Source organism: Pseudomonas sp. GM79 (genome assembly GCF_000282495.1).
Lineage (GTDB): Bacteria > Pseudomonadota > Gammaproteobacteria > Pseudomonadales > Pseudomonadaceae > Aquipseudomonas.
Genome location: NZ_AKJE01000089.1, coordinates 37,735 through 61,812, shown reverse-complemented (window position 1 = coordinate 61,812; position 24,078 = coordinate 37,735). Strand labels below are relative to the sequence as shown.

General features: G+C 53.7%; 19 protein-coding genes and 2 pseudogenes. 12 read left to right on the top strand and 9 right to left on the bottom strand.

The window, feature by feature from the left end:
• Window positions 1–112: 112 nt before the first annotated feature.
• Window positions 113–1,051: a LysR family transcriptional regulator gene (locus PMI36_RS05760; RefSeq protein WP_008074751.1), complete on the bottom strand. Its 939-nt coding sequence runs from the start codon at window positions 1,049–1,051 to the stop codon at window positions 113–115.
• A gap of 225 nt (window positions 1,052–1,276) precedes the next feature.
• On the opposite strand from PMI36_RS05760, the gene PMI36_RS05765 reads away from it, so the two are divergent.
• Complete coding sequence (locus tag PMI36_RS05765; RefSeq protein ID WP_008074750.1) at window positions 1,277–1,741, top strand: helix-turn-helix domain-containing protein; 465 nt, start codon at window positions 1,277–1,279, stop codon at window positions 1,739–1,741.
• A gap of 33 nt (window positions 1,742–1,774) precedes the next feature.
• Here the strand turns inward: PMI36_RS05765 and PMI36_RS05770 are convergent, their stop codons facing one another.
• Complete coding sequence (locus tag PMI36_RS05770) at window positions 1,775–2,599, bottom strand: alpha/beta fold hydrolase (protein ID WP_008074749.1); 825 nt, start codon at window positions 2,597–2,599, stop codon at window positions 1,775–1,777.
• Between the two features lie 34 nt (window positions 2,600–2,633).
• A complete protein-coding gene (locus tag PMI36_RS05775; RefSeq protein WP_008074748.1) occupies window positions 2,634–3,209 on the bottom strand; it encodes a flavodoxin family protein in 576 nt (191 codons plus the stop codon).
• 324 nt (window positions 3,210–3,533) lie between these two features.
• Here PMI36_RS05775 and PMI36_RS05780 point away from each other — a divergent pair, with 324 nt between their 5' ends.
• Window positions 3,534–6,338 (top strand): ATP-binding protein, encoded by a 2,805-nt coding sequence (locus PMI36_RS05780; RefSeq protein ID WP_008074747.1) that lies wholly within the window; start codon window positions 3,534–3,536, stop codon window positions 6,336–6,338.
• On the opposite strand, the gene PMI36_RS05785 is transcribed toward PMI36_RS05780, so the two are convergent.
• Both PMI36_RS05785 and PMI36_RS05790 read right to left on the bottom strand, forming a co-directional pair.
• Window positions 6,303–7,781, bottom strand: coding sequence for an ATP-binding protein (locus PMI36_RS05785; RefSeq protein WP_008074746.1), 1,479 nt, complete (start codon window positions 7,779–7,781; stop codon window positions 6,303–6,305). The two genes, PMI36_RS05780 and PMI36_RS05785, sit on opposite strands and share 36 nt — an antisense overlap.
• Window positions 7,782–7,967: 186 nt before the next feature.
• On the bottom strand, window positions 7,968–8,918 hold the full coding sequence (locus PMI36_RS05790; RefSeq protein WP_008074745.1) for a GlxA family transcriptional regulator: 951 nt from the start codon (window positions 8,916–8,918) through the stop codon (window positions 7,968–7,970).
• Between the two features lie 214 nt (window positions 8,919–9,132).
• Between PMI36_RS05790 and PMI36_RS05795 the strand changes: the two genes are divergently transcribed.
• The gene (locus PMI36_RS05795) at window positions 9,133–9,855 is read left to right on the top strand and encodes a pirin family protein (RefSeq protein ID WP_008074744.1); all 723 of its coding nucleotides are present in this window, start codon (window positions 9,133–9,135) and stop codon (window positions 9,853–9,855) included.
• Between the two features lie 165 nt (window positions 9,856–10,020).
• On the opposite strand, the gene PMI36_RS05800 is transcribed toward PMI36_RS05795, so the two are convergent.
• Window positions 10,021–11,832, bottom strand: a complete 1,812-nt coding sequence (locus PMI36_RS05800; RefSeq protein ID WP_008074743.1) for an ABC transporter ATP-binding protein — start codon at window positions 11,830–11,832, stop codon at window positions 10,021–10,023.
• 247 nt (window positions 11,833–12,079) lie between these two features.
• Here PMI36_RS05800 and PMI36_RS31295 point away from each other — a divergent pair.
• From PMI36_RS31295 to PMI36_RS05820, 5 genes and pseudogenes are all read left to right on the top strand, one after another.
• Window positions 12,080–12,212 (top strand): annotated as a pseudogene (locus tag PMI36_RS31295) (VOC family protein); the annotation flags it as partial.
• Between the two features lie 570 nt (window positions 12,213–12,782).
• Window positions 12,783–13,514: a winged helix-turn-helix domain-containing protein gene (locus tag PMI36_RS05805; protein WP_008074742.1), complete on the top strand. Its 732-nt coding sequence runs from the start codon at window positions 12,783–12,785 to the stop codon at window positions 13,512–13,514.
• An 11-nt stretch (window positions 13,515–13,525) separates the two neighbouring features.
• Window positions 13,526–14,281 carry an EAL domain-containing protein gene (locus PMI36_RS05810; RefSeq protein ID WP_008074741.1) on the top strand — a complete coding sequence of 252 codons (756 nt, stop codon included), beginning with the start codon at window positions 13,526–13,528 and terminating at the stop codon, window positions 14,279–14,281.
• Between the two features lie 38 nt (window positions 14,282–14,319).
• Window positions 14,320–14,988 carry a winged helix-turn-helix domain-containing protein gene (locus tag PMI36_RS05815; RefSeq protein WP_008074740.1) on the top strand — a complete coding sequence of 223 codons (669 nt, stop codon included), beginning with the start codon at window positions 14,320–14,322 and terminating at the stop codon, window positions 14,986–14,988.
• Window positions 14,989–15,478: 490 nt separating this feature from the next.
• On the top strand, window positions 15,479–16,873 hold the full coding sequence (locus PMI36_RS05820; protein WP_008074739.1) for an undecaprenyl-phosphate glucose phosphotransferase: 1,395 nt from the start codon (window positions 15,479–15,481) through the stop codon (window positions 16,871–16,873).
• 247 nt (window positions 16,874–17,120) lie between these two features.
• Here PMI36_RS05820 and PMI36_RS05825 read toward each other — a convergent pair whose 3' ends face one another.
• Window positions 17,121–17,381, bottom strand: coding sequence for a DUF6429 family protein (locus PMI36_RS05825; protein WP_008074738.1), 261 nt, complete (start codon window positions 17,379–17,381; stop codon window positions 17,121–17,123).
• 255 nt (window positions 17,382–17,636) lie between these two features.
• Between PMI36_RS05825 and PMI36_RS30955 the strand changes: the two are divergent.
• A pseudogene (locus PMI36_RS30955) lies at window positions 17,637–17,915 on the top strand (transposase); the annotation flags it as partial.
• A 106-nt stretch (window positions 17,916–18,021) separates the two neighbouring features.
• On the opposite strand, the gene PMI36_RS30950 reads toward PMI36_RS30955, so the two are convergent.
• A complete protein-coding gene (locus PMI36_RS30950; RefSeq protein WP_008074737.1) occupies window positions 18,022–18,786 on the bottom strand; it encodes an SGNH/GDSL hydrolase family protein in 765 nt (254 codons plus the stop codon).
• A complete protein-coding gene (locus PMI36_RS05830; RefSeq protein ID WP_008074736.1) occupies window positions 18,783–19,880 on the bottom strand; it encodes an acyltransferase family protein in 1,098 nt (365 codons plus the stop codon). The genes PMI36_RS30950 and PMI36_RS05830 overlap by 4 nt, the downstream gene beginning before the upstream one ends.
• Before the next feature lie 296 nt (window positions 19,881–20,176).
• Here PMI36_RS05830 and PMI36_RS05835 point away from each other — a divergent pair, with 296 nt between their 5' ends.
• The 3 genes from PMI36_RS05835 to PMI36_RS05845 are packed head-to-tail and all read left to right on the top strand — an operon-like array spanning window position 20,177 to window position 23,826.
• Window positions 20,177–21,571 carry a hypothetical protein gene (locus PMI36_RS05835; RefSeq protein WP_008074735.1) on the top strand — a complete coding sequence of 465 codons (1,395 nt, stop codon included), beginning with the start codon at window positions 20,177–20,179 and terminating at the stop codon, window positions 21,569–21,571.
• Window positions 21,572–21,584: 13 nt separating this feature from the next.
• Window positions 21,585–22,757, top strand: a complete 1,173-nt coding sequence (locus tag PMI36_RS05840) for an acyltransferase family protein (protein WP_008074734.1) — start codon at window positions 21,585–21,587, stop codon at window positions 22,755–22,757.
• A 16-nt stretch (window positions 22,758–22,773) separates the two neighbouring features.
• Window positions 22,774–23,826, top strand: coding sequence for a glycoside hydrolase family 99-like domain-containing protein (locus PMI36_RS05845; RefSeq protein WP_238543594.1), 1,053 nt, complete (start codon window positions 22,774–22,776; stop codon window positions 23,824–23,826).
• The last annotated feature ends 252 nt before the right edge of the window (window positions 23,827–24,078 follow it).

Below are 24,078 nucleotides of genomic sequence, written 5' to 3'. Positions count from 1 at the left end.
GCTTGCTCGCGAAGGCGGTGTGTCATTCAGCGGTGATGTCGACTGACCCGACGCCTTCGCGAGCAAGCCCGCTCCCACAGTTGGACGGTGTGGGTATGCAAGATGGGTCGTCTCAAAAGATCGCAGCCTTCGGGGTTGGTATTTTCAGGGGCTCGGACATGAACTGACTGATCCGCGAGCGCAGCCATTTTTCGGCTGGATCGTTGTCATGCACCCCGCTCCACGCCATCGACAACTGCGCGGCGTCGATAGGAAACGGCGGATCTTCGGCGCGCAAGGTACATCCCTCGACCAGCGCACACGCAGCGTAATCCGGCACCGTGGCAATCATCTCGGTGCCGGCCAACAACGCCCGCAAGCCACTGAATTGCGGCACGCCCAGCACCACGCGGCGAGAGCGGCCGACCTTGGCCAGATCCATATCGATGTTGCCGCTCAGGTCACCGGAGAACGACACCATCGCGTGCGGCCGCGCGCAATATTCGTCGAGGGTCAGCGGCCCTGGACGATTGTCACCGCGCAGCACTTTGCAGGGAATGTCGCGCAGGCGTTTGCGTTTGGCATTGGCCGGCAGGTCGGTGGTGTAACTCACCCCCACCGAAATCTCGCCAGATGCGAGCAACGCCGGCATCAGCAGATAGTTGGCGCGACGCACCACGACCACGATCCCCGGCGCTTCTTCTTGCAGTTTGCGCAACAACGGCGGAAACAGTCCGAACTCGGCATCGTCCGACAGCCCGATGCGAAACACATCGCAACTGCTCGCCGGGTCAAACTCCTTGGCCCGGCTGACCGCTCCGGAAATGGTGTCCATCGCCGGTTGCAACTCCTTGAGAATCGCCAGCGCCCGCGCCGTCGGTTCCATGCCGCGACCATTGCGCAGCAACAACGGATCGTCGAACAAATCACGCAGCCGTCCCAGCGCAGCACTCACCGCCGGTTGGCCCATGAACAGCTTCTCGGCGACGCGAGTCAGGTTTTTTTCGAACATCAACGCCTCGAAAATCACCAGCAGGTTCATGTCGACGCGGCGCAGATCATTACGGTTCATAAGCACAATCCCATGGTGTTTTCGGCCAGGCATGAAGGTTGACGAGCATCTGACTTTACTCGAGACGGCCCGCCCGGATCGAGGAATTAACAACGTTTAACTCGCAAGCCAAAGCGCTCGCGACCAAGAATGAAGCCTTCTGCGCAGACTTGTTTTTCAGACAAGGGAACGTGCTGACCCACCGTGCAGTGCATCCGCGCGCGCCCATCGACACGGACATTGGCCATGGCTCTCATTCAGCAAAACGCGATCAAGGCGTGTGCCATTGAAACGCAAAAAAAAACCACGGGCGGCCTTAGCCCCTGGCGTGAAACTCTGGTCAAGCAACTGATCCTCGACCACCTCGACGATCCCCTGGAAGTGACCGAACTGGCACGGGCCTGTGCCCTGTCGCGCAGTCATTTTTCCCGTGCATTCAAGTGCAGCATCGGTGTTTCACCGCAGGACTGGATTCGTCTGCAACGCATCGCCCGGGCCAAGCATTTGATCCAGAACACCGACATGACCCTGACGCAAATCAGCCTGGAATGTGGCTTCTGCGATCAGGCACATTTCTCCCATATCTTCACCCGCAGCGAAGGCATCACACCGTTCGCCTGGCGTTGCCGAACGGTGCGTTCTCTTCCCCCTCTCACAATCAAAAGATCGCAACCTTCGCCAGCGCCTACAGATGTTCACATCACCGTGTAGGAGCTGCCGGAGGCTGCGATCTTTTGATCTTGGTCAGCCCTTGATGAACGCCAGCAGATCTTCGTTGAGTTGATCCTTGTGGGTGTCGGTCAGGCCATGGGGTGCTCCCGGGTAGACCTTCAAGGTGGAGCCCTTGACCAGTTTTGCCGCAGCGATACCAGCGGCTTCGATCGGCACGACCTGGTCGTCGTCGCCATGCACCACCAGGGTCGGCACGTCGAACTTCTTCAAGTCTTCGGTGAAGTCGGTTTCGGAGAACGCCTTGATGCAGTCATACGCGTTCTTGTGGCCGGACATCATGCCCTGCAGCCAGAACCAGTCGATCATGCCTTGGGACGGCTTGGCACCCGGGCGATTGAAGCCAAAGAACGGACCGCTGGCCAGATCCTTGTACAGCTGCGAACGGTCGGCCAGGGACGCCTGACGAATACCGTCGAACACCTCCATTGGCAGGCCGCCAGGGTTGGTGTCGGTCTTGAGCATCTGCGGCGGCACCGAGGAAATCAGCCCGGCCTTGGCCACGCGAGCGGTGCCATGGCGACCGATGTAGCGCGCCACTTCGCCGCCGCCGGTGGAGAAGCCGAACAACACGGCGTTCTGCAAATCCAGATGTTCGATCAGTTGCGCCAGGTCATCGGCGTAGGTGTCCATGTCATTGCCAAACCACGGCTGGCTCGAACGCCCGTGACCACGGCGATCATGGGCGATGACCCGATAGCCTTGGGAGGCCAGGAAGATCATCTGCGATTCCCAGCTGTCGGCGTTCAACGGCCAGCCGTGGCTGAAGACGATCGGCTGACCGGTGCCCCAGTCCTTGTAGTAAATCTCGGTGCCGTCTCGGGTGGTAAAGGTGCTCATGGTGATGTCTCCTCATGCATGGTTTTTGTGGCGGTTAATAAGAGGTGTGGGCCATTCGTTCGGCCAGGCGCGCCACTCGCTCGCCCAAATGCGCGGCGGTGCGGCGGTCTTCCAGGGGTGGTGCAAGGTTGGGGGACTGTTCGACATTCGACTGCGCCATGGCCCCCAGCGAACTGCCGAGACGGTTCAACTGCCCATCGAACAGGCCCGTGCTGCTGCGCGCCGGCAGCAGGTCGAGGCCGACCCAGATCATCGAGTGCTGGGCGGCGAACACTGCCATCTGCTGCAAGGTGTTGAGCTTGTCGCCGCACAGGCAGCCTGAGTTGGTGAAGCCGGCGGCAAGTTTGTCGCGCCAGGGCTGGGCCAGGTAGAACGAGGCGGTAGCGTCCATGAAGCCCTTGAAGGCTGCCGAAGCACTGCCCATGTAGGTCGGGGCGCCAAAGATGATTGCATCGGCGCGGTGCAAGCGTTCCCAGTGATCGTCCACTTCTTCGACCGGAATCAGCCTACAGATGCTACCCAAGTGCCGTTCCACACCCTGGCCCACGGCCTCGGCCATGACCCGGGTGTGCCCGTAGCCACTGTGATAGACCACCACCACGTTGCTCATTCCGGTTCCTCCAGAAGGGGTTCATCCTTTTTGCGGCACGCTTTTTGTTGCAAGAAGGCCGGTGCCTTCGGTTGAACTTGAAGGGATGGATTTTTGAGCGTAGACCGGACACACGACGAGTTAAACGTTGTTAATTTTCAACGGGGCGCCCACGCACCCGGCCAACACCGCACCCAATAAATACGGGATCGACAAGCGCTGACGGGAATCCAGCAGCCGATGCACACACCGACGAGGTGCACGACAGAGCATTGCACTGGCGAAAAAACCTGAGGAATATGCCCCGATACCGTGCGATAGACGGATGCAAGCAGGAGTGACCCGTTGACCCTTTCCCCCGAACAGGCCATCCATTTCGGCCCTTACCGGATTTACCCCGGACAACGCCTGGTGATGGAGGCCGACCAGCCCTTGCGCCTGGGTCGGCGGGCCATGGACATTCTGTTGATCCTGCTGGAACACGCCGGGCAGGTGGTGAGCAAGCAGCAACTGATCGCCCGGGTCTGGCCCAAAAGCGTGGTGGAAGACATCAACCTGCGGGTGCACATGGCGGCGCTGCGCAAGGCCCTCGGTGATGGTCAGGCCGGCCAGCGCTACATCATCACCGTTGCTCAGCGCGGCTACAGTTTTGTCGCGCCGTTCTCTGTGGAGCACATCGAGCAAAGCCCGAAAAGCGCCGAAAATGGATCGAGCCGGCATAACCTGCCAATCCGTCGGACCCGCATGATCGGTCGCCAGGCTCTGGTCGACAGCGTGATAACGCAATTGACGCGGCAGCGTTTCATCACCCTCGTCGGCCCCGGCGGAATCGGCAAGACCACGGTGGCGCTGCGCGTCGCCGAGCAATTGATCGGCCGCTACCGAGACGGCATTCGCCTGCTGGACCTGGCACCGATCAACGACCCTTTGATGATCACCACGCACTTGGCAACGCTGCTGGATTTATCCTTGCACGACGCCGAACCCATGAGCGGTCTCGCCACGTTCCTGCGCGAACGGCACATGCTGCTGGTCATCGACAATTGCGAACACTTGATCGATGCCATTGCGTTGCTCAGTGAAAGCATCCTGCGCGCGGCGCCCCAAGTGCACATTCTGGCCACCAGCCGCGAGAGCCTGCGGGCCGAAGGCGAGTTCGTGCAGCGCCTGGAATCGCTGGACTGCCCACCGCCCATCGCCGTGCTCGACCGCGCTCAGGCCCTGACGTTTTCGGCGCTGCAATTGTTTGTCGAACGGGCGATGGCCAGCCACGACAGTTTCGAACTGAGCGAAGCCGAACTGCCGCTGGCCATTGAAATCTGCCGGCGCCTGGACGGCATACCGCTGGCCATCGAACTGGCGGCGGCGCAAGTGGGCAGCCTGGGATTGAGTGGGTTGCTGTCGCAACTGCAAGGCAGTTTTCGTCTGCTCACCCAGGGCTGCCAGACAACCTTGGGCCGCCATCAGACCCTGCGCGCCACACTGGACTGGAGCTTCGAACTGCTCAATGCCTGCGAGCAAACCTGCCTGCGCCGATTGGGCGTGTTCCGGGGTGGTTTCACCCTGGAGTCGGCGGCCGCGGTGATCGTCGGTGAACACCTCGAGCCCGATGTGGTATTCGGCTCAATCACCCAATTGGTCGCCAAGTCGTTGCTGAACGTGGAAGTCGGCGACGAAGAAGTGTTCTACCGGCTGCTCGACACCACACGTGGTTATGCACTGGAAAAACTCGCCCAGGCCCAGGAGTTGCCAGACACCCGCGAGCGCCACGCCGAACGCTGCCTGACCTTGATGCAGCAAGCCCAGAACGACTGGGAGCAGATCTCGAGCGAGCGCTGGACCGAGCGTTACGCCCGCAACCTGGAAGACATCCGTGCTGCACTTGACTGGGGCTTGAATGCTCAAGGGCCGCAGGCCTTGGCGATCCGCCTCGCTGCAACCTCGACGCCGCTGTGGCAGGAACTGTCGCTGCTCAAGGAGCATGGCGTGTATGTGCGCAAAGCTTTGGCGTTGCTCGAAGCGACGCATCAGCCCTGCCCGCGTGTGACCATGACCCTCAAGCTTGCCCTCGGCAGTTCCTGCTACCACACCCTGGGCAGCAGCGACGAAGCCGTCGAAGCGTTCGTCCGCGCCAAACACCTGGCCGAACACTGCAACGATGTGGCCGGTCAGCTCAAAGCGATTTCCGGGCACTTGGCGGTTGATCTTAGTTGCGGCCACTACCAACAGGCCCTGGAGCAGAGCCGACAATTTGAGCGGTTGGGGCTGCACGGTGACGCGGCGTTGTCCCTGAGCACCCAACGCTTGCGGGTTCTGGCCCTGCACTTTGCCGGGGATCAGGCTCTGGCGCGGGAGAATGTCGAACAGGTTATTCAATGCCTGGCCCAGAGCGGTTACCTCAACCGCTTCACCTACTGTTTTGGTGTGCATTACGATCAAAGCGTCGCAGCCCTGACGATTCTGGCGCGCATTCTCTGGTTACAAGGGCACCCGGAAAAAGCCTGGCACACCGCACGACAGGCACTCGACATCGCGATGCAGATCAATCATGGCACGTCCATCTGCTACACCCTGGCGCTGGCCGGTTGCCTGATCGCTCATTACAACGGCGACACCCCGGTCGCCCGCGAACTCCTGAACCTGCTGCTTGAACAGGCGAAGAAACACTCGGTGCTGCTGTTCTACACGTGGGCCAAACATTACGCGCAGGTGATCGAGGGGGCCGATGCGCCCTCGTCATCGCGAGCTAACACCGGGTTGATCAAGGAAATCATGGTCACGCTGGACAGCCGTTTCATCGATGACGCATTGCTGGAACGAGCCGAAAGCGGCGCGGCGGGTTGGAGCACCGCGGAAATTCTGCGAGCCCGGGCCGACGCGTTGCTGGCAGAGGATTGTCCGACCCGGGTCAGTGCGGCCGAGGCCGTGCTGCTCAAGGCGTTAGCCGTGGCAAAAGTCCAGGGAGCGCTGGCCTGGGAACTGCGTAGCGCCACGTCACTGGCCCACCTGTGGCAGCGTCAGGGTCACTTTCAGCAAGCCCATGAGCTGTTGGCGCCGATTTACCAGCGCTTCACCGAAGGCTTTGCTACACCGGACTTGACGAAAGTCCGTCGGCTACTCGACGAGCTGCAACGACACCTGCCCGGCTGATGTCCAGCGTGCCCGGCTGATGTAGCGGGCATGACGCCGTTCAAAGGCACGCAAATGACCGCTGTGTTCGAGTTTCTCCAAGGCGTAGATACGGGTGGTGTTGAGGAAACGGTAACGGGTCACACCGCTGCCCTGCTCCACCGACAGCAGTGATTTGCTCGCCAGGCTCTCCACCCCTTTAACCACACTGGCAGGCAACAGCACCGCGCAACTGATCACGCCAATCGCCGAGTCCAGCGTGAACGCCATCTTGAACACCGCCAGCCGCTGCAACACGGTTTGCTCCAACGGGCTCAGCTGTTCATAGCTCCAGTCCAGTGCGGCTTTCAGGCTCTGATGCCGTGGCAGAGCGGTGCGCCGGCCTTGAGTCAACAACTGCAAGCAGTTGCCGAGTTGCGCTTGCAACCCCACCAGCGCCAACGCATCGATCTGCGCCACCGCCAGTTCAATGGCCAAGGGCAGGCCATCCAGGCGCCGACAGATTTCGCGCACAGCCTTGAGGTCCTGTTGGCGCAGGGCAAACCCTTGCTGACGTGCTCGGGCGCGGCTGACCAACAGCTGCACCGCCGAATAATCCATGGCCTCGGCCACGCTGTATATCGCTGAGGCCGGCGGCACCGCCAGGGCCGGTACATGCAGCAGCGTTTCTCCCGCCGCTCGCAGGGGTTCGCGGCTGGTGGCCAGGATCGACAGCCGTGGCGCCGAGGCCAGCAGATTGTCCACCACTGCCCGACAGCATTCGAGCAGGTGATCACAATTGTCGAGCACCACCAAGGCATGCCGCTGCTCCAGCGCCGCCCCGCCAACGTCCAGTTCCAGCGTGCGCGACAGATGCTCGACGAGTTGCGCCGGGTCATCGATGGCCGCCAGATCAATCCTCCAGACGCCGTCGCGATAGTGCTGCAACAGCAACTCTGCCACGCGCAACGCCACGGTAGTTTTGCCAATGCCGGCGGGACCAATCAAAGTCATGAGGCGTCGAACCGGCAACTGCCGGACCACACTGCCGATGATCGAGTCGCGACCGGTCACCGGCGTGAGCCGGGCAGGCAGATTGTGTTGAGGCTTGTGCTGCGTCTCGACGGGCACCGGCGTGCCTGCCCGGTCACACTGCACCGGGGCGATGAAGCTGTAGCCGCGCTGGGGAATATTGACGATGTAGCGCTGCTCGTTCTGGCCGTCGCCGAGTGCCCGACGCAGGGCGGCGATGTGCACGCGCAGGTTGATTTCCTCAACCACCGAGGTCGGCCATACATGGGCAATCAGGGCATCCTTACTCACCACTGAACCGGCGCGCTCGACCAGCACCTGCAAAATATCCAGGGCCCGCCCGCCCATGCGCAGCGGGCGATCCCCCTCCAGGATCAATCGCTGACGCAGGTGAAAGGCGTAGGGCCCGAACCGCAGCACCGCATCGCTGTTTATATTTCTGAGGCTGTTCATGCACGTTCACGCGCTGAAAACCTGGCCCGGCTCAAGGTACTGCAAAATCCATCGCACCGGTCCATCCAGGCTCCCGCACCTCCATGGCAAAGAGTTCATGGGTATCTTGGCAGGCATGGGTGACGGCACAACGGCCACGGGAGGAGTATCACGGCCATCACGGTGCGCGTGACGGACAACGCCCCCCTAACTGAACTGTTCGCGGTACTGGGTGGGTGTCAGGCCGAGCTTTTCACTGAACAAAAAACGCATGTGCCGCACGCTGCCGAAACCACTTTTGAAGGCCACGGTCTTGAGTGGCACGTCACTGGTTTCCAGCAGGTTCCTGGCGCAATCGATGCGCGCATTTTGCAGAAACTCCATGGGCGTCATGTTCACTTCCCGGGCGAAAACCCGGGCGAAGTGCCGCGTACTCATGTTCACCAGGCTGGCCATGCGTTCGATGCTGAACGCTTCATCGAGGTGTTCGAGCACATGGTTCTGCACCCGGGTGATCGGCGTTTCATGGGGTGCCACTGCCGCCATCAACGGGCTGAACTGCGCCTGCCCACCCTGGCGTTTCATTACCACCAACAACACCTTGGCAACGTCCTGGGCGACCTTCTTGCCATGGTCTTCGGCAACCACCGCGAGCGCCAGGTCGATGCCAGCGGTGACACCGCCAGAGGTGATGAGATTGCGGTCTTGCACGTAAATCTGATCGGTTTCGACAGTGGCCTTGGGGAAGCCTTTGATCAGGCGCTCGGTGTAGTGCCAGTGAGTGGTCACGCGATAACCGTCCAGCAGCCCGGCATGCCCGAGCACGAATGCGCCGGTGCAGATCGACCCATAACGGTTCGCCCGGCGTACAGCGCCCTGAAGCCAGGCGAGCAATGACGTATGTTTTTCGTTGTAGGCCCCCGGCCCGCCCGGCACCAGCAACAAGTCATAGCGCTCGTTCGCTTGATCGATGTGCAGATCGGCTTGCAGGCTGACGCCATTGGAGGCCCGCAACGCGCCGTGTTCGGTGCCAATGGTCGACAGCTCATAACGGTCCGCCGGCTCCAGATAGCGATTGGCGATGGAAAACACCTCCATGGGCCCGGCCATGTCGAGCAGAAGAAAGTCGGGGAACAGCACCATTGCCACGGTTTTCATGGATTGGACATCACTGATATCAGAGGAAGAGGGAACATAGGCTCAGCACCGAGCATTATGGCCAAATGTAACAACAATGATACGTGAACTCGCGCCCAAAACTGTCAACTCATAAGAGACAGTATTTCAATTTTCATCTACTTATTGCACCAAACGGTAAACATTAACCTTCTCCTCACTCGGACGAATTCACGTCCTGACAGGAGATTTCATCATGCTGACCCTTCGTAAAGCTTCGGATCGCGGCGCGGCCAATCACGGTTGGTTGAAGTCGTTCCATACCTTTTCTTTCGCCAACTACCGCAACCCACGGGAGCAGGGTTTTTCCGACCTGCTGGTGATCAACGACGACCGCGTGGCGGCTGGCAAAGGTTTTGGCCAGCACCCTCACCGCGACATGGAGATTTTTTCCTATGTGCTTGAAGGTGCCCTGGAACACAAGGACACTTTGGGCACCGGTTCGGTGATCCGCCCCGGTGACGTGCAATTGATGAGCGCTGGCAGTGGCGTGGCTCATAGCGAGTTCAACCACTCGACGAACAAACCGGTGCACTTTCTGCAAATCTGGATCGTGCCCGAGGTTAGCGGCGCCAAACCGCGTTATCAGCAAGAACACTTCAGCACGCAGAAAAAACGCGGGCGCTTGCAGCTGATCATCTCCCCGGACGGCACCAACGGTTCGCTGAAAGTAAGGCAGGATGCGCGGGTATATGCCGGCCTGATCGACGGCAAGGAAAGCGCCACCCTGGAACTGGCCGCCAATCGTTACGCCTATGTGCATGTGGCGCGCGGCAGTGTCGAGTTGAACGGCGTGCAGTTGCAGGAAGGCGATGGTGTGCGGGTTCGGGAAGAACAGGTGCTGACCTTGAGCAACGGCGTGGATGCCGAGGTGTTGGTGTTTGATTTGCGGCCGCAAGAGTTGCCGCAAATGCCATGAAGCCGGTGTTTCAATGCGCAAAAAAGCCTGCGGGCTAATGCTGGTCAGTTAAACGCAATCCCTGTGGGAGCGGGCTTGCTCGCGAAGGCGTCGGGTCAGCCAGCATCAATGTTGAATGACACACCGCTTTCGCGAGCAAGCCCGCTCCCACAGGGGATTGACGCGCTACCGGTAACCACGAGCCTGCACGTTGAACAACTGCGCATACCGCCCGCCCGCCTCGACCAGGCTGTCGTGATCGCCTCGCTCAAGGATCGAACCCTGGTCCAGCACGATGATGTGATCGGCATTGCGCACGCTGGAGAACCGATGAGAAATCAGCAACGTCATGCGGCCTTCGGTGTGTTGACTGAAATGCTCGAACACCGCCGCTTCCGCCGCAGGGTCCAGGGCCGAGGTTGGCTCATCCAGAATCAAAATATCGGCGTCGCGGCGCATGTAGGCGCGAGACAAAGCGATTTTTTGCCATTGCCCACCAGACAACTCCTGCCCACCGGCAAACCATCGCCCTAATTGCGTGGCGTAACCGCGATCCAGGCGCTCGATAAAGGGCGCGGCCATGCCCTCGGCGGCTGCTTGCTGCCAGCGCGCTTCATCGTTGAACGCCAACGTATCGCCCACGCCGATGTTCTCGCCCACGGAGAACTGGTAGCGAATGTAGTCCTGGAAGATCACGCCGATGCGTCGTCTCAGCGCTTCTTCGTCCCAGGACTGCAAATCGCTGCCATCCAGCAAAATACGACCCTGATCGGGGCGATACAGCCGAGTCAGCAACTTGATCAGCGTGGTTTTGCCCGAGCCGTTCTCCCCCACCAGGGCGACGCTGTGTCCAGGCATCAGGTGCAGATCGATGCCCTGCAAAGCGGTGCGGCTCGCTCCCGGATAACGGAAACCGACGTTCTCGAAACGCAAACCGTCGCCGGGCACCTCGCCCACGGTTAGGTTTCCGCTATCGGCAATAACCGGTTCGGCCAAATACTCGTAGAGGCTCGACAGGTAAAGGCCATCCTCGTAGAGACCACTGATCGCGCTCAAACTGCTGCTCACGGCGGCCTGCCCCTGCTTGAACAGCACCAGGTACATGGTCATTTGCCCAAGGGTGATATTGCCGTGAACGGTATCGACCACCACCCAGGCGTAGGCCAGATAAAACGCCGCGGTGCCCAGCAGTCCCAGTACAAATCCCCAGCCATCACGACGCAATGTCAGGCGCCGGTCTTCGGCGTAGAGACGCGCAAACGTGTCCCGATAACGCTGCAACAGCAGCGGCGCGAAACCGAACAGTTTCACCTCTTTGATGTAACCCTCATGGGAGAGCAGCGTCTCGATGTAATTCTGCTGCCGACTCTCCGGCGCCCGGCGCGTGAACAGGCGAAAGGCATCCCCGGAAAAGTGCGCTTCGGCAAAGAACACCGGCAACGCTCCGACCACCAGCAGCACCAGCGCCCACGGCGAAAAATGCACCAGTAACACACCGAAACTGATCAACACGATCAGGTTCTGGATCAGCCCCAGCGACTTCATCACCAGCGCCAGCGGCCGGGTCGATGCCTCGCGCCGCACCCGTACCAGCTTGTCGTAGAACTCGGAATTCTCGAACTGCACCAACGATAACGTCTGGGCTTTTTCCAGAATCATCGTGTTTACCTTCTGCCCCAACTGCACCCGCAATAGCGATTGCTGAACCGACAGTGCGCGCTGTGTCCCGGACAGCAACGCAAGAACGCCTGCTTCAAACAGCACATACTGCACAACCGGCCATAATGGCGCACTGCCCTGTTGGGCGTGCAATTGCATGGCGGTGACTACGGCATCGACAATCCGCTGCCCCAACCAGGCCGCCAGCGCCGGCAGCACACCGGCAACCAGAGTTGCCAGCACCAATCCCAGAAACAGCCCGCGGGACGTTCCCCAGACCAGCAACAAGGCACGTCTCGCCTGGTCGAGCAAAGAGGCGAAGCGGGTCAGGACGGGCATAGGACGAGGGACTCGCTGGCGGATGTCAGAGAAGCGCGGCGGTTCTACAGTACGTGAAACAAGCCATCACAAGGCGATAAGCCTCGCTTGGCCCATAGAAAAACACCTAAAAAATACCACCGCTCGCCAGGTTTTAGCGCTTTGCTATCTGGAGTCAATGCCCATCGGCATTCGAGAACGAACCTGAACGTCCTCCCCCTCAATAACCGCCTGATCTTCAACGGCGACTGCGAGGCCGCTTTTACGAAATGTCGACAGTGTGGCGGAGGCAGAACGGTTTTTTGCTGCCGCTGGAGGCGACGTTCTGGGCGATCCGTTTCGCAATGCTGGTCGATCGGTTTGGCGTTGCGTGGATGGTTAATTGCAAAAAGGACGGTTAGTACATAAAATTTAATGGCGCTTTAATATCAGCTTTGGGGATTTTTTCAATAGCCAAACAGAATAACTACCCGCTGACAATTACCCTTTCGGACATAAATATTACTAATATAATGCCAAAAGCCTCAATTAATATGGTCATTCGCCCTAAAAAGAGGCGGTCGCTGTACTAATCGCCATCCCAACGTACACCTACATCACCCTAGAACACCGTGGAATATCCATATAAATCAACTCCAGTTTTCAAAAATGCGGACATTCGCACCATTCATACGCAAGACTCCGCAGTTGTGCTTCGTTCTGCAGCCAGGTGGGCAATTAGCCATCGCATCTGTATTGCTCATAGAAAAGTCAACCTAAAAAGCCTAGTCCGACTGAGAGGGGGCCACCAACTAAGCCCGATCACAAACACCCATGGGTTTAAGCCTCGGCATTTGCCTATGTCATTGAATCAGCTAAAACTACAGGGCATGGAGTGACGTGTGTTCCAGACGGGAAATGTTATAAAAAGTCAGATAACGTCAGTATTTTGTGTATTAAGATTGCAACGCCAGCACATATGAGTAATTTGCATGATGAGTACTGAGAGCAAAATCGAAAATAGCCAGAGGGGTATTCTCGCTATTGGGCGCACTTGGCGCTCGACAGAGAAACTTCGCCAGCTATTTGTATCTAATCTCACACATGTTTATACATTAGATTATCCAAACCCGCCAAGCATGGATATCGAAACGCAAACACTCGGTACCGTACTGATCGATATTGAAAGCCCCTCCATATTTAATGACTGCCTGGCACTGATCAAGAAGTTACGTACGAATCCGACAGAACTGGCCATTATCGTTGCAATCAACTATCGCTCTCCGCACGCTAAAATTGAATGTTACCTGGCCGGAGCCAATCACTGCATCAATGTACCTAACGATCAGGATGAAAAAGCCAGGTTACTGTCAGAACTGCTCGAAACCCCTGAATGGCAGCCGAGTATAAAGTTGACGCTGGACCAAACATGCCTGCACTTATACAACGAAGAATACAAACTGGATCTGGCCTATCAGGAAATGAAAGCCCTGGATGCGCTTATCAACGCAGAAGGCAATATCCTGCACCATGATTGCATGGCCGAATCCATGGGATTGAATATAAAACTCTACGACTCACGCGTCCTGGAGAAATCCATAAGCCGGCTTCGAAATAAAATCAAAAAGCACTTTGGCATTAACATCATTCACAGTGTACGTGGTTATGGTTATCGACTGCTTCGAGGGGTCGTCTCCGTCAATCAAACAAATTTTCACTCTTAAAGGACTAGGAAATGGAGCCCGGCAGGCAAGCTATAGCGCACGAAAACTTCGCATTGGTATTCTTCAGGCAATCGATTCTGAAACGAAACGATGAACTGTTCGGCAGCGAAATCTATGCCAAGGCGACCAAACAGGAGACACCTCTGAACAAGGGGTATCAACAACTGCATTCCGATCATCCACTGGCGACTTATTACGAAGTCCTGACACGGATCCAATTGAATGCCCTCTCACAGATTGAGGCGGCACCTTCCCATTCCGCACCGGCACCAAACAAACTGTTCGTGACCATGAATCAATCTGCTTTATTGGATAAAGCGCTGATCAAGGAAATGAACGATGCTCAAGCGATACTCAAAAAGCATGAGCAACAGCTAATCCCCAGCATTAACAGCAGTTCGTTCCTGTCGTTCAACCTGAAAGAAAAAAGAACTATTATCAATCATATTCACTTATTGAAAGACAATGGTATCGAGATCGCTTTCGATGGCTATGATTTAAGCGACGACAGCACCGAAAAACTGATCAGCCTGGCCCTCTTCGATTACATAAAAGTGGACCTGACCAAATCCAATTTCGACATCATGGTCGAAAACAGCCAGGACTTTTTCAACCGGTCTTATGACTGTCTGAGCGGCATGATCCATGACAGCAAGATCAAATTCGTGGCGGACAGGGTGGAGCACAAAGCGCTACACACACTGGCTCGCAGCATGCCCTTCGACTTTTTTCAGGGGAGGTACTACTCGCCGACTGAGCTCATTTAAGTTTTGAAAACTTCACCAGACTAGGAAGGAACCTTATTGTGAACACGCCGAATAACAGCTTTCTGATTTTCACCCGGGACCAACTGGCACGACAAGCAATCGAATCGCTTCTCGCGCAACGCCTGTATTTATCTTTTGAAATCGAGTCAGGTAAACTCAGCAGCGAACGCATCCGAAAGAGTCGATTCACGCACATCCTGCTCGACCAGGCGGACATATCGCTAAGCGATGTCAGTTTCATCCGTAAAAATCAAAAAGATGCGGAAATCATCCTCATAACACCCAACTCTGAATCTTCAGAACTCAATCACTTCTCGCACTTCGGTGTTGATGGCTTTCTCAAGAAGCCGGTGGCTGATGAAGAGTTCATCTCGGCAGTCAGTCGGGTTAAAGAGCCCCAGGGCAATCCTGATATCTGGTGGTTTAACGCTGACGATCGAACACTGGCCAAAGAAGACATCACTATTCCATTGACCGGTACCGAATCGTTAATGCTCACCCAACTGGTACTCAGCGATCGACGTGTACTCAGCAAAAACGATCTTATTCTACGCATCGACAAAGACCCGGAACAATATAGCGGCCTTGAAATGTGCCTGAGCCGATTGCAGAAAAAGTTCAAGACGGCAGCCAATGGAGAACGGCTGATCCGCTCGGTTAGAAACCGTGGTTACTGCCTGGCACAAAGGATAAGAGTCGCTTACTGAGCGAAGGATCGCAAAAAACAATAACAATAAACGCGATTCTCCGCCCCACTTGATACACCCCCCACACCCACCACCTGCCTCTTCCCACCGTATATCCTGACTATCGCCATAAACTCTCCTATGGCGCACGCTCCGCTTTCCCCTCGCCTAGCCAGTAAACGTTTTTCGAATGCCGCAATTATATAGATGATTGAGCGATATCCTCCTAACAAAACAGCACGACCTTTTATAACAAGGCCTCTAAAAGAGTGGCCGTTATAATTCGTCAGACACCCACGAAGATTTAGGTACTAGTATAAAACCAGACACTGAGACAACCGTATCAGCTGACTTTAAAACAAAGCTTGGATGGCCAGCCATAAGCCCCGTTATTCCCTTCTAATAATAAAAACATTTCCTGACTGACGCGCTCGCTCAGCCTTTGTGCGTGGCTGCCATTTATTAACCGTCGACTGATACACAACGTGGCGCAGGCCCGAGGGACACCGCGATGGTACATAATCGTATTAATCGAAATAACATAACCAAAGGACTGACCTTCTGGGGGCAATGGATAATTGCCATCACTTCGGTCAATACATTGTTATTTGGTCTGGCGTTGTACCAGACAGGAGAAATCGACGCCCATTATCGTGTGCTTGCAGTACTTACTTTCCTCGGTTCGGTCCCTTCCTACTCCCTGCTGCTGGTCTATCACAAGCAGCATAGCTACCTCAGCGGCTTGGCGCGTCTGCTACTGGGATGGCTGCTGCTGCTGGCCGGACTGACCAGTATTGGTTTTTTCAGCAAGACCAGCGAATTGTTCTCCCGGGAAATCATCGTGGTCTGGGCCACGGCAGGTTATTGCATTCAGGCCTTGCTGTACCTGCCATTGCACAGTTTTTCCAAGCACTACCAGCGGCAATTGCACAGCCAGTACAACACCCTGATTATCGGCACCGATCAACTGGCGGTTAATCTGGCAGACAAACTGACCAAAACCGAGTTTCCGCCGCTGGTGGGCCTGATCAGCTCAAATCCCAACGAGCTATCGACCCAGGTCAATGCCCACCGGGTTCTGGGCCCATTGCAGGAACTGCGTGAGCTGATCCAGGTGCACGACGTCCGACGGCTGTACATCGCGCTGCCCTTGAGCGAAGCCAAACAGGTCGAGGCGCTGTACATCGACCTGCTCGACGCCAATGTCGATGTGGTCTGGGTTCCCGACCTGGGCAGCATGACGTTGCTCAATCACTCCATCAGTGAACTGGACGGCCTGCCTGCCATCCACCTCAATGAAAGCCCGCTGACCAGTTACCCAACAGCAGCGCTGAGCAAGACCTTGCTGGACAGAAGCCTCGCCGCCCTAGCGCTGATCGGCTTCAGCCCTCTGCTTCTGGTGATCGCCGCCGCCGTGAAGATTTCTTCCCCGGGCCCGATCATCTTCAAACAGGAGCGGCACGGCTGGAACGGCAAGATCATCAAAGTCTGGAAGTTCCGCTCTATGCGCTTGCACGACGACCACCAGGTCCGCCAGGCCGGCCGTGAAGACCCACGCATTACTGCGGTCGGCCGTTTCATACGACGCACCTCCATCGATGAACTGCCGCAGTTCTTCAACGTGCTGCAAGGCCATATGGCGCTGGTCGGGCCACGGCCACATGCGGTCGCCCATAACGACTACTACACCGGCAAGATCCAGGCTTACATGGCCCGCCATCGAATCAAACCGGGCATCACCGGGCTCGCCCAGATCAGCGGCTGCCGTGGCGAAACCGAGACCCTCGACAAGATGCAAAAGCGTGTGGAGATCGACCTCAACTACATCAACAACTGGTCGTTGTGGCTTGATATCAAGATCCTGATCAAGACTCCTTTTACGCTGTTTTCCAAGGACATCTATTAATCCCCGCGACTCACCCCCCGCCTATTTTCTTCACCTTGCGGCTAACAACGCTGCAGCCTGGGCAGTCAGACCTCTGACTGCCCGGAGCCCCTCCATCTCATTTCATTTCTTTTTTTTGCCGCTGCCAAAGGCTGCGTCGGACGAAGCAGTCGTGAATTTTGAGGCCAGTGATACAGGAGATTTTTCAGCGCTACCCAGTGTTTAAGCGATCCATAAACCCCACCTACCGTATGGCCGGGGTATGAAGTCAGGCATCCGAGTCGGATATATGCTCCACTTGAGTTCTTATCCCAAACAACCGGTCGGCGATCTGCCGACCTCGCTCCAGCCCCTCAGCTGTCAACCAAATCGATTTGTTCTTGTTCACCGGATCGCTGATGAAACCCTGTTCATGCAATCGGTTCATCGTCTCGAAGTCGAACCCTTTCCAAGTATTGCCGTTATCGAAACTGAAGGCTGCCAACAGGGCAAGCACGGCTTCTTCAATCAGTTTATCGTCGTATTCCATGATTGTTGCTCCGGGTTATGGCGCGCCTACCGTGAAAACGCCTTCGCCGGCAAGCCGGCTCCTACGGGGTTCGTGTCGTTCACGGTGTCTGTAGGATCTTCTATTAAAACGCCATAACTTTTAGAGCTCCAGTATCAACATCCAATTCTGAACTACAGGTTCGACTGTATGACCATCTGAAAGTATCTGAACGAGCTCCATGAAAGACAGAACACCGCTTCCCTTACGATAAGGGATAGGCAAACGGTTATGCTTATGACTAGTGGGGAGCTTTTAGGCCGGGAGCGGCAACGCCGCTGGAACTCGAAGCAAAAAAATTGCCCTGGTTCGCGAGAGTCTTGAACCAGAGCAAAGTGTTTCGGTGGTGGCTCGGCGCAATGACACCAATGCCAACCAGCTGTTCCTGGGGTGCAGTTGTATCAGGACGGCAGCTTGTCGCGTCAGTGAACGGTGGTGGCTTCCGGGCGGTACGATGCGCTCAAGCAGATCCGTGAACTGCAACGGATGCTGGGCAAGAAGACGATCAAGCGTGATTACGTGGCGCACATGTCACGACTTTTCGCGAGAAGCATATCGCCCCCCCTTCGTCACACAAACCAGATTGACAATGACGCGACTATCAACATCCTCAAACGCCAAATTAATCACGCACTGAGGAGGCTGCCTGCTGATACAACAAAAATAAACGTTTAGCATATAAGCCATGCCCGTAATCATTCGGATGCCAGCGCACCCCATCAGATGAACCGGCACCATGGGCTAGTGGAAGAGCCGCGATATCGGCTACTGAAGAGTAAGGCACATGCTCTTCAGAGGAGACCGACGCCATAACTCTATCGACCTCCCCGGACCAGCCACTGTAACGCCCAAGGCCATTCTGACGAGACAAGGACCATGGGCCCACGGCAATGATACTCGGACGACTATCGAGTCGACGGAGAGCAGTAATTAACTTTCTGTAATTTTCTTCTAAATTACCAATTCCGCTTCTAATATCTTCGTGCTCACCTAGCTGAATAACCACAAGATTTGGGCGCGTATTAATTACAGAGTCCAATGCTCGGAGTCGCTGGTCAACTGTTCCACTTCCTCCTGCAGTGTGATAACAAACCACCGTCGGCTGCTCGCGGGCATCACTAATGTCTCGACTTAAAATACTTACATAATCAGACTGCCTGGAGGATGCGGCCATACCACTTGTATGACTCCATCCTAGATTCTTCCTGGTCGTCTCGTCGAAGCCATGCAAAGTAATACTGTCACCGACAAACAATATCCGGTAAGCCTTGAGATTATCAGTATCACACGACATCACAGTATCTAGCTGTGACGACGGTGCAGCAGCCAATAAGGAGCAACCAAGAGCAAGGACACTCCCTACCAACACCCTCATCAGACCTTTCATTCAAAACTTTTCATCTGCTTTTTAAAATCAGTTGAACTATTAAAATATTGTTTTACATAGCGATTGAGCCTATCCGTAAGTGGAGACTCAACAAAGCGATACATGAAAGCCCCAGCGCAAAGGGCGACAAAGATACTGCCAACCACCGACGGAACAGAATAGATAATGCCAAGTCTCTTGAACACCTCAGGCACCGCCGGCGCCGTTAGGGGATGAAACAAATAAATGGAGTAAGACGCCGCCCCCAAAAACACCAAAACCCGAGGCATTGTAAATTTTATTGCCTTTTCAAGGCTAGCACAGCAATAAACCGACAAAAAAGAAGCCAAACCATAAGTTATGACATTTCCATATTCAGGGAAGCGTGGAAAAAACAAGTAGCAAAGTGAAAACAGCAGAATCAAAACGGCAACACTTCGCTCAATGAGTACGCCTCGCTGCATTAGCCTGGCCGCCAACATCCCCCACAAAAAATTAAGAACTATTGGATCAGCATAAAAGGCCAAAACCACATTCCATGTATCAGATTTAAAAATTGACGCAACTGCGAGAGCACCTAATATTGGCGCTGTAAATTTCACGGCATCTACCCGAACCAACAATGCCAGTGTAAAAATAGCATAAAAAAACATTTCGAATAGCAAAGTCCAACCGACCGCCAACAGTGGTTTTATTTCGTTATCAACATTGATATCGGGCACAAAAAAATAGGACTTCACTATGTATAACCAATCAACTTGCGCATGCAATACCAGACCCGCAGCAGCCAGTAGAGTGAATAGTTTTACCGAAGTGGCAAACCAGTAAAGCGGAACAATCCTAACAATTCTGCGTATGGCAAAAAGCTTCCAAGCACCGTCCGCATTGTGCATTTTCTCAGCAGCTATCATCATCACAAAGCCGCTAATAACAAAAAACAGAGGTACTCCATTAGCGCCAAGATTATAACTAATAGTCCCTGAATCCAGCCTTTCCTTTGAGTAAAACGCAGAGTGGCAGACAACTACGGCCAACGCAGCAATGAATCGCAATACCTGGATCAATTCGAACTTACCCGCCGTCGTGCCTCCGGCATGCTTTTTTGCTGCCAACATATCCACCCCCAAGTAATTAATGGCCAAAATGCTGTAGGTCCAAGATAAGCTTGGCCGAAACGGACAGGATGAACTCGGGCACTCTTCTTGTCGCCACCCGATATCCGACGATTTTTAACATAAGGAATGAGCAAATGATTTCGTTATTTTTCGTCCACATAAAACAATGTAGAAAAGGACAAAAACATGTTAGAAAATCAGATATTTTTTACAATTCCTCCCCCCGCTAGAGCCTAAGTATTACTCCTTCCCGGGAGACCAATACACCGTAAGCACTTGACCTAAGGCCCCAACATATGATTTTTATCCTGGCCGCCCTCGGCACATTGGCAATGATTTTGTCATTTCGCAGGAGCGTACTGCTTATCCCTGTCTGGACGGTGCTGACGCCCAAAGCTCTGCTCCTACTTGATATACCTTCCCTGCCTGCCTTCAGTCTTTACAAATATCTTTGCCTTGTAATGATAGGCATGTACCTGACAAAGACTTTACTCGAAAAAAGACCACACTCCCCCAAAAAGCCTTTCAGCCGTGCATTCTATATAATCCTAATCTCCTCGGCAGTTTCAGCCATATTAAATATAAGCTCTAGTAACTCTGGATTGCTGACGCTAACAAGCTTGGTCATTGAAGTGTTCATGCCCGCGACTATCTACTGCGAATACCTAAGCAGACAAACCCCCGAAAAGCTCAGCACACTTATGAGCAAATATATAACATGCTACTGCGCCCTGGCAGCATACGGAACAATCTGCTACTTAATAAACTACAATCCTTATATTGAATTCATTAACTCAACCACTCATACAGGTCGCATCATTGCTCAAACCTACGCGGAAACATTACGCGGAATCCGGGCGCAAGGAACAATTTCGCACCCTATCACTTATGGTGCACTTATTGTAATGATGCTACTCACTTACTATACAGTGAAGCTCAAAAGACCGAAGCTCAACCTCAAAGACTATCTAAAAATCGGCTTGGCTACGACGATAATTATTGGAGGAGCGCTATTCACAAACTCTAGAACCCCACTTATTTTATTCGCGATCCCACTTATAATATTTGCACTTAGCCAAAGCGCAGCCAAATCCTTAAAATACACGCTAACCTTCTCCCTGATCTTTGTTACGCTTTTTTCCACCTCCGAACTATTTAGAGAAAAAGTACTGTCCGTTGCCAACATATTTGACTCCAACTTCGGCGAAGACATGAATGGCTCCGATTTAGCTATGCGTGGCGCACAATTTGCTGCTTCCGCCCGTCATTTCTTTAGTTCTCCTCTTGTCGGAGGCGGCCTTGATGCGACTCGCAACATTGTATCCTCAGGCCTCGACCCGGACCTTTTCAATACTGAAAGTATCGTATTTCGCTTGATGATCGACCAAGGCTCTCTTGGCCTCATTAGTTATACTGCATTTTTCTTTTTACTTTATATCAAGGTCGCTCGAACCATCCGACAACGGTCTGCTCGGCGTATGTATCTGGGGATGGTGGTTGGCTATATTACGTTTACAATATCCACCGGCCTCATCGACACATTACAGAATACCTTGTTCATGATTTGCGCCCTGTATTATATATTTAAATCTGAAGCCAATGAAAATCGCTCTATCACACGGAGACCTATCCTGTTTCAGGACAACTATCCCGAAACGATGCCGCCATCAAACCACGCTATAGTTTCTTAATAGGCTTTCCAAAATGACAGTTATCGCAGCGTTACTACTGCTATATACATTATCAATAGCATTACTAAACAAACTATTCAGCTACTCCACATTGCTAACTCAACAAATCCTAGATCGCTCCTCACCATTAGATGCGCTTCGAGGAATCCTTGCAACTTCAGTAGTGTGCCACCACTTCATCACCACATACTATTGGAAAACAACTGGAGTTTGGTCGCGCCCTGATAGCGATCTATTAAACAACCTAGGTGCCGTCCCGGTTTCATTATTTTTCATGATCACCGGATTTCTTTTTCTAGGAAAAATTTATGAGTCACACCCCAACTGGGCCAAACTGCTCAGCTCACGTGTACGCCGCATCATGCCGCTATATCTATTTGTGTTCGCGGCACTTATTCTTACCACCCTTATCAAAACAGAATTCAAATTTGTTCACCTCGGCGTATTAGCAAAAGAAACACTAAAATGGCTAATTTTCTTCGGGGCATCATTTAATGGATTCCAGGACAGTATCCGAATGACTGCTGGAGCTCATTGGACCTTAGGCTACGAGTGGATTTTCTATTTAACACTTCCACTCATAGCTATCTTGTTCCGAAAAAATGGCCCAAGAGCCTACCTATTACTTTCATTACTCACCCTTGCACTAGTGACGTTAGGATTTTATAACAACCTCATTAAACCCAGTCTTTTCCAGCTATTTTTTCTCGGATTTATCCCGATCCTAATCAAAAAACACCTTTCCTACGCAGTCCCCCTATTGCAAGGAAAAGGCGCTGCATTTATTGCCACAATATTAATTGCAACTGCACTCTTTCAACATGAAGAATATTCAACACTCCAAATGCTGTTTCTCGCGGTTCCATTCGCTATCATTAGCCTTGGAAACGACATATTTGGTTTACTGAAAAACCGTGGACTTAAATCGCTCGGAGAAGTAAGTTATAGCATCTACCTTACTCATGGACTTATACTTTACTGGGCATTCTCGACATTCAATATTTTTGACTTTTCCAAAGCAGGGGTTTTCACATTTATCGCACTTCTCCCTGTCGTACTACTCGTAGTGTCTGGCACTTCCGTCATCACTTATCTATTCATCGAAAAACCATTTATGTCATCCAATAAAAACAAGACAAAGCCCATCTCCCAATCACTGAGCACTGCCAAACCCACTAATATCTAGGACTCACGGTGCCATTTTGAAAAAGCTACTAGTTACTTCTCTTTCATTTCTATCCCTGATAACTTCCACCACATATGCTATTGACGTCGGAGTCTACTATTATCCCGGCTGGAAAAGGCCTGATGTAGATGGCTGGGCGAAAATCAAAGCGCATCCCGAACGAGAGCCGCTTCTAGGATGGTACACAGAGGGGTCGGATGAGGTGACGAGAAGGCACCTGCAATGGATGGAAAAATACGGTATAAACTTCATTGCCTATGATTGGTATTGGGATCAAGGAACAGGTGTAAAAAACCGCACCTACGCTATAGACTCATACATAAAGAACTCTAAGGACTACAACGTAGAGTTTGCTCTACTATGGGCGAACCATACGAACACTCCGGAAAGCATGTCACAGTTCGACGAAATAATTAATTACTGGATATTGAATTACTTCAAAAATCCAAAATACAAAAAGATCGACGGCAAGCCTGTAGTGTATTTATTTTCTTCAGACATGCTAAGTAGAGACTCAGCGAAATTTGGTTCATCGCCCAAGGAACTACTAACGAGAGCGCGTAAGCTAGCAAAAAAATCTGGGCTCAACGGAATTTTTTTCATTGGGACGCCAGGTTCAAAAAAAGACTCACTAACACTTGAATTACCAAATCAAACGTATGATGCAGTGAGCGCCTATAATTATCAGTACGGACCGTCAAAAACTCCAGAGATTCGTACTCTATCCAAAAGCTATTCGGAGCTGATGGATGGCTACTCCCAATCCTGGAGCTTTACGTTGAGAACAAGCCCCTTGCCTTACGTCATCCCAGTGACCTCGGGGTGGGATAGAACTCCTTGGGGTGGAAGCAGCGATCCAGCGCACGACAACTCCTACAGCACCCCAGAGGAGTTTTCGGAGCATTTATCCAGGGCAAAAGCAGAACTTCTTGGCCACCCCAAAAAAACGCTAAACACAATCATTGTTTGCTGCTGGAACGAGTTCGGGGAAGGCTCTTATATTGAACCCACTAAAAAATTTGGATTCGACTATCTTGAGCAAATACATAAAGTTCTCAAAACCCAATAGTTTCTAAAGCAAGCTTTTTTCGCAGTTATTTATATAGACTTTCAGAGGCCAGGCCATCCACTCTGCTTCGGTCATACGCTGCCGCCAGCGCTGGGCCCGCTAACGGCAAGATAAACCCTGGGTATGAAATTGAACGGCCGGATGGGATCCTCGACGCCGATTACATCAAGCGGGTCGAGGGTGTTCGTGCCATCGGTAAGAGAGGTGTTACTGGAGGGGGATGGAGAGAGGATCAGCGGTTGCAACATGCCG